Consider the following 6,673-nt stretch of genomic DNA (forward strand, 5'->3'; position numbering starts at 1 on the left):
AACCGGGCGTAGCGGCAAGCGGCAACCACGCAGGCCTGCCGCAGCTGCGTTACATGACGACTACGCAGCGCCGGACCTGCTTCGCACCAAGGGAGACAAAATTGGACGCCCATAGGGGGCAGCCTTGAATGCCGATTGACATCCCGCGCCTCAGTCCGACCGTGACAGAAGAGACCATGAGATCGACTGCGCTACAAACACTACATATCGGCAAGACTTGGCCGACGGAACAGCCGGAAAGATGGAACGGGGCTAGCGAAAAACTCTTATCGCCCACATATATCCGTCCGCGACCCAAGCCGTAGCTGGCACAGGCAGCTCCGTTATGGATTCCGTAAACCGATTGCTCAGCATTCTGGATAGATTCAGCAGAAAGGTATGCTTGTTCCGGAATATAACTGGACTCTGCATGTGGAAGCTTGGTATTTCCGCTGCGTGACCTAGTGTTCCGTTCTTAGTGATTACTGTAAATGTCAACCTTACCCTTACCCTCTCCAGAGCACTGTCATACCTCTTTTCATCGCCCGATTTCGACAATTGCGGTCATAATCGTCAACTATGGCGCGGCAGAGTTGACTGCAACAGCGGTCGAGAGCGTGCTTCAGCGCAGCCACGGCGGTCGGCAGGTCGAGATACACGTCGTGGACAATGCCTCGCCCGGTGATGACGCCCGGATACTTGCCCGGCATCATGCGGAAAAGGGCTGGGGCGCGCGGGTCAGGTTGTGGCTTCAGAACCAGAACCTCGGGTTTGGACGCGGCAACAACCTCGTTCTGGATTATCTGCGGGACAGAACGGATACGCCCGACTACGTGTTTTTCCTCAATCCGGATGCCGCGCTGAAGAACGAGGCATTGGCTATTCTGGCCGATCGGCTCGACACGTCGCCCCAAACCGCGGTTGCAGGAGCGGCGGTCACACTGCCCTCGGGCCAACCGGTCACAGCGGCTTTTCGCTTTCCTTCCGCACAGAGCGAGTTTGCGCAGGCCATCGACTTCGGCCCGGTCAGTCGTCTCTTCCAGGAGCGTCTTGTCCCGCTTCCGCCGGACCACCCCGATGGCCAGGTCGATTGGGTTGTCGGAGCAGCCATGCTGGTCCGCTTTCAGGTGATTTGCGATCTCGGTGGATTCGACCCCGATTTTTTCCTCTATTATGAAGAGGTTGAATTGATGTGGCGCATCAAGCGCCAGCGCTATGATGTGATCTATGTCCCGTCGGCCTTGGTGTGCCATGCCGAAGGCGAATGTACCAAGATCAAGTCCGGCCAACCTGTTCAGCAACGACGCCCGTCATACTGGTACGATTCCTGGCGGATGTACTATCTCAAGACGAGCGGTCGCGGCGGCGCAATACAAGCGGGCCTCTGCTGGATGGCCGGAGCCGCGCTGAGCGTTCCGCTCGCCGCGCTTCGCGGTCGCAACCAACAGATGCCCAAGCGCTTTTTCCGTGACTTCTCTCACCATGTCCTCAAACCTCTGCTGTTCGGGGTTCCGGCGCGATGACCTGCCTGCCCACTCTTGACGTCAAATCCTCCCGCGTTGCGCGGCCGTTGGGAGCCGACAACTGCAACCCGGACACGATTGGCCTGCCCGCTCTGATCGCCGAGGATTTTCGCACCCATGGTCGCGATTGGCTCTCCGAGGGGTTCTGGGTGTTGTTCTGGCACCGCTTCGGAAACTGGCGAATGGGTTTGCCCAAGCTCTTTCGCGCACCGATGACGCTGATCTATCGGATCATGTTTCGGTGGGTCTCGCGATCAACCGGAATTCTCCTTCCATACACGGTCGAGGTCGGACGCCGTGTGTGTCTCGAACATTTCGGCGGAATGATCCTCGTCGCCCAGAAAATAGGCGACGACGTTACAATCCGACAGAACACGACCTTCGGCATCGCGCGAATGGATGAAGTCCACAGCCGGCCCATCATAGGCGATCGCGTAGAGATCGGCGCGGGCGCCGTGATCGTGGGGGCGATTCGCATCGGGAATGATGCAATTGTCGGCGCCAATGCGGTTGTCACCCGGGATGTGTTGCCCGGCATGGTCGTCGGCGGCATCCCCGCCCGGGTGATCGGCCAGACACAAAACCTCAAGGCCGACGAACAAATGTTCCAGTCGCCGGATAGTAACGCGTCGTAAGCCCAGTCGCGTCATGCCAGCGCGATCACGCGGCGGCCATTTGCGCATCTCCGTGCAGACACAGAACATGCTGTGTGCGATCTGGCAGTCGGTATGAATGACCGGGCTTTTTGCGGACAGGCACGTCATCAGTCTTTTCGCCCGATCAGTCTGCCGCGCAGCCAACCCGAGAACCAGTCCATGAACATCACCATGATGACAATCAGAACGATGTAATAGGCGACCTCTTCCCAGTCTTTCTGGGTCTGGATAGCCTGGGTCAGAAGCAGGCCGATGCCGCCGCCCGTGATCGCTCCGATGATGGTGGCGGATCGGGTATTGGACTCGAGAAAATAGAGTATCTGGGCCAGAAGGACCGGCATGATTTGCGGGATCACCCCAAAGCGATATCGTTGCAGCGGGTTGGCCCCGGTCGAGGCCACACCCTCGATCTGTTTCTGGTCGACATTTTCCAGAGCTTCCGAAAAGATCTTGCCGAACGTGCCGGTGTCGGTGATCAGGATCGCCAGCGCGCCCGTCAGCGGACCGGGACCGAACGCACGGGCCAGCACCACCGTCCAGATCAACGCATCCACCCCTCTCACAAAGTCGAACAGACGGCGGGTGGCTGCACGCACAAGCATGATCGGAGAGAAACGCCTGGCTGCGAGAAAGGCCAGTGGCAGGGCAATGATCGCGGCGCCCATCGTGCCGAGAAAGGCCATCAGGATCGTTTCGCCAATGGCCCAGGCCACATCCTTGTGCCGCCACATTGCATTGTTCCACCAATCGGACAGGGCGCCCGTTATGTTCGATCGGGCCGGGTCAAGTCGCTCGCCAAACAGGATCGTTGCCACACCCTGCCCGTAATAGGGGCTGTCGAGTGTGAACCAGAACAGTTCCCAGCCGGGGAAATAGTTGAATACTTCGCTCCGCGCTCCGGTCAGGGTGATGCGACCCTCGGGCGTTGTGATGCCGATGCGCCGGTTCGATGCCGAGATCCAGTCGGGCAGGTCCTCCGGAAGATTACTCGTCAGGCTGCGTCCTTCGGCCTGCACCCGGATCACCGGCATGCCCGGAATTTCGATCTCGGTCCGGGCGTCCGGGAGATACCGCACAATGTGGTCGCCACCGAGGTCGATGGTCAGCACTTCGTCGTCGCTGACCCAGTCGGGTCGCATGCCATCGGGATACATGCCCTTGCGCTCGCCCTCGACGGAATAGGTGATTTCGCCTGTGCTGTTCTCACGCGTGACGTGGACCTTGTGCGACCAGCTGTCGGAGGCCAGCGTGACGGCGTTTTCGAGGCTGGCCCGCCGCGCGAGGCCGGGCACATCAAATGCAAAGAAGATATAGACGAGATAGAGCACAATCGCTGCCGGGATACAGAACCCGACAAGGCGCTTGCGCCGGAAGAGACGGACGGCCTCGAGCTTGGTGGAACTCACCTCTATCGCGGTCATTGGTGGTCCCCTCCGGTCAGCCGGTTGCGATAGCGGCTCGATAGCTGATCGAACAGGACGATGGTGCCAAACAGAAGAATGAAGATTGCCGCGGCATCGTCAAAACGGCCCTGGCCCCACCCCATTGCATTACGAAGCTCGTAGCCTATGCCACCGGCGCCGACATAGCCGAGTATCGCCGAGGCGCGAATGTTGATCTCGAAACGCAGCAAGGCGTAGCTGATATAGTTTGGCGCCACCTGCGGCAACACGCCCAGCAACATCCGTTGCGACCATGTGGCCCCGACCGAGGCAAGACCTTCGACCGGCTTGGTATCCGTGTTCTCGGCCACTTCCGAGAACATCTTGCCAAGCGCCCCGGCGGTATGAATCGCAATGGCGATCATCGCCGGCACCGGGCCACCGCCCAGCACAAAGATCAGAACAAGCGCGATCACGATCTCGGGCACCGCGCGCATGATGTCCGACATCCGGCGAAAGAGCGGAACCAGGCGCGGCCATTTTGCCAGACCGCGCGTACCCGGCAACGCCAGGAACAGGCCGCCGATAGCACCGATCAAGGTTGATACAGCAGCGATGTTGATCGTCTCGATCAATGCCGGCAAGTATTTTGCAATCAGACCGGGCAAATCGGCACGCTTTTCCCACGCCTCTGAAAACACTTCCGCCGGATAGTCGCCGATCTGGTGCAGACCGTCCCAAAATCCACCTGCATTTCGGCTGTCGGCGATGTTGAAACCCCCGACCATCAGGACAACGAAGATGAGCAGTGTCAGCCCGCCATACAGCCTGCGGCGCTGAACCTGCGCGCAATAGCTTGATTGAATGCTGGACACGCTCTGCGGCGTGACAGGCATGGTTGCGTCAGACATCGCCAACCCTCGATAAAAGCCGGCGGCCCCGAGGACCGCCGGACGTGTCATGGAAATGACTTAGCCGCCAACTTTCGCGCGCCGCGCGCCGACAATCGAGGTATAAGCCTCGTGCGTGATCGGATCAAAACCCTGGATTTCACCACCGCCCACGCCATAGGCGCATTCGGGATCCGTCTCTCCCATCGTGTCCATGATCTCTGTAACGCTTGCACGCACATCTTCGGGCAGCGCGTTGCGCAACACGATCGGCTCGCCCGGGATCAGCTTTGAACGCCAGATTTCAACCAGATCGTTCATGTCGACAAGACCAGCGTCGACAGCCTTGCGCAGCGCACCGAAACTGTAGCCGTCTTCCCAGTTGCCCTGACCATCGGCCCAGGTCACCCCGGCGTCAATCTCGCCATTCTTCACGGCAAGGATCGTCTGTTCGTGGCCGCCTGTGAATTTGACTTCGCCAAAGTAATCGCCGCTCTCCATGGACCCGCCGGTAATCTCGGGAATCTCGATCGACGGAATCAGGTAGCCGGAGGTGGAGTTGGGATCCCCGAAACCAAAGACCTTGCCCTGAACGTCTTCAAGGCTTTTCAGACCGCTATCGACGCGCGCAAAGCCGATCGAATGATATCCGATCGATCCGTCGAGATTGACCTTCACCAGGATCGGCGAGGCCGCTTCGGGGTCCGCGATGTGCAGGGCTGCATAGGAAGACGGGCCAAGCAGAGCCAGATCGATACTGCCGCCCAGAATGCCCTGGATCACGCCGTTGTAATCTGCGGGCGCGAACATCTTCACTTCAACATCAAGCGCTTCGGCGATCTTGTCGGCAAGGCACTGGTTGTTTGTCAGGCGATCCTGTGCATTCTCGCCGCCCAGAATACCGATGCGAAACTCTGTGATCTCTTCGGCAGCTGCGCCCGTGACGAGCGCAGCGGTGGCGGCAAGCGCCAGTGCAAGTGTCTTTTTCATGGTTTTCTCCGTTGGGTAAGAGGAAGTTGGCCCGCGTTATGCGCGGGTGTAAGCTGATTCAGGCGTAGGCTTTCGCTGCGCGAACCCCTGGCCTGTCCAGTGTCTCGATTTCGGTCGATGTGGCGGCTTCGGAAAAATCCGCACCCGCACCATAGATGTCGCGCGCCACGCCCGTGGTCAGTTGTGCAGGTGTTCCATCAAAGACGATCCTGCCGTCGCGCATCCCGATAACCCGGTCACAGTAGCGCCGCGCCGTATCCAGCGTATGCAGGTTCGCGATAACCGTGTGTCCATCCTCTTCATGGATGCTGCGCAGCGCCTGCATCACCACTTGTGCATTCATCGGGTCGAGCGAGGCGATGGGCTCGTCGGCCAGGATGATCCTGGGGTCCTGCATCAGGGCTCGGGCGATCGCAACCCGCTGCTGTTGCCCACCAGACAGGGCTTCCGCGCGTTTTGACGCCTGTTCGGCGATGCCCAAGCGGTCGAGAAGCTCGATGGCTCTGAGAATGTCGGATTGCGGATAAAGGTTGAACATGGTTGCGACTGTCGAGCGCCTGTTCAACGTGCCGTGCAACACGTTCGACACCACATCCATTCGTGGCACGAGATTGAACTGCTGAAAAATCATAGCGCAGCGGGATTGCCATTTGCGCTTGGCGGTTCCGCGAAGCGCGGTGACATCCACGCCCTCAAAAGTGATGGTGCCGGTCGTCGCGTCGCTGAGGCGGTTTATCATTCGCAACAACGTGGATTTACCCGCGCCAGAGCGGCCGATAATCCCGATCATGGTTGGCTTCTCAACCGAGATGTTCGCGGCATCGACCGCTATCTTGTCACCAAACCGCTTGGTCAGCTTGTCAATCTGAAGCATTTCACCCCCATTTTTCAGGGCGCTTAAGGGGCGCGCGCTACAGTTTCATGACACCTTCGCTACAGTTTGTTTAAGACCGCATGGAAAGATGCTACGGACCGCTGCCCGGAGTCACGCTGGCGATCCCGTATCCTGAAGAAAGATCAGATGTATCGCCAAGGTGATGCGATAGGTCGTGCCCTTTGCAACGGGACGATATGATCGACGTTGCTCTCTGTCACCGTCACGACTTGCCGTCCGCTTGTCCCCCGTCAGCACCTTTGGAACATCTGATTTGATTTCGTAACGGAGGGTTTCTGGCTCATCGTAACCGCCAAGGAGTGGAGATGATACAGAAACCCGGAACGCAGAAAGAGCCCGCCGAGAAGGTCGTGAAGGA

At 59.0% G+C, this 6,673-nt stretch carries 7 protein-coding genes; 2 read left to right on the forward strand and 5 right to left on the reverse strand.

Going from position 1 to position 6,673, the window contains the following annotated elements; all coding sequences use genetic code 11:
• Window positions 1-470: 470 nt before the first annotated feature.
• On the forward strand, window positions 471-1,502 hold the full coding sequence (locus tag AB9K34_RS19045) for a glycosyltransferase family 2 protein (RefSeq protein ID WP_369956016.1): 1,032 nt from the start codon (window positions 471-473) through the stop codon (window positions 1,500-1,502).
• Window positions 1,499-2,137, forward strand: a complete 639-nt coding sequence (locus AB9K34_RS19050) for a serine O-acetyltransferase (protein WP_369956018.1) — start codon at window positions 1,499-1,501, stop codon at window positions 2,135-2,137. Before AB9K34_RS19045 ends, AB9K34_RS19050 begins: the two co-directional genes overlap by 4 nt.
• A gap of 128 nt (window positions 2,138-2,265) precedes the next feature.
• Here the strand turns inward: AB9K34_RS19050 and phnE (AB9K34_RS19055) are convergent, their stop codons facing one another.
• The 5 genes from phnE (AB9K34_RS19055) to AB9K34_RS19075 all read right to left on the reverse strand — a co-directional run.
• Window positions 2,266-3,579, reverse strand: coding sequence for a phosphonate ABC transporter, permease protein PhnE (gene phnE, locus AB9K34_RS19055; RefSeq protein ID WP_369956020.1), 1,314 nt, complete (start codon window positions 3,577-3,579; stop codon window positions 2,266-2,268).
• Window positions 3,576-4,451: a phosphonate ABC transporter, permease protein PhnE gene (gene phnE / locus AB9K34_RS19060; protein ID WP_369956021.1), complete on the reverse strand. Its 876-nt coding sequence runs from the start codon at window positions 4,449-4,451 to the stop codon at window positions 3,576-3,578. Before phnE (AB9K34_RS19060) ends, phnE (AB9K34_RS19055) begins: the two co-directional genes overlap by 4 nt.
• Window positions 4,452-4,511: 60 nt before the next feature.
• Complete coding sequence (phnD, locus tag AB9K34_RS19065) at window positions 4,512-5,420, reverse strand: phosphonate ABC transporter substrate-binding protein (RefSeq protein WP_369956022.1); 909 nt, start codon at window positions 5,418-5,420, stop codon at window positions 4,512-4,514.
• A 58-nt stretch (window positions 5,421-5,478) separates the two neighbouring features.
• Window positions 5,479-6,294 carry a phosphonate ABC transporter ATP-binding protein gene (phnC, locus tag AB9K34_RS19070; protein ID WP_369956023.1) on the reverse strand — a complete coding sequence of 272 codons (816 nt, stop codon included), beginning with the start codon at window positions 6,292-6,294 and terminating at the stop codon, window positions 5,479-5,481.
• Window positions 6,295-6,405: 111 nt separating this feature from the next.
• The coding region (locus AB9K34_RS19075) for a hypothetical protein (protein ID WP_369956025.1) at window positions 6,406-6,673 on the reverse strand (268 nt) is incomplete at its 5' end.

The sequence above is a fragment of the Sedimentitalea sp. XS_ASV28 genome, assembly GCF_041224545.1.
GTDB lineage: Bacteria > Pseudomonadota > Alphaproteobacteria > Rhodobacterales > Rhodobacteraceae > Sedimentitalea.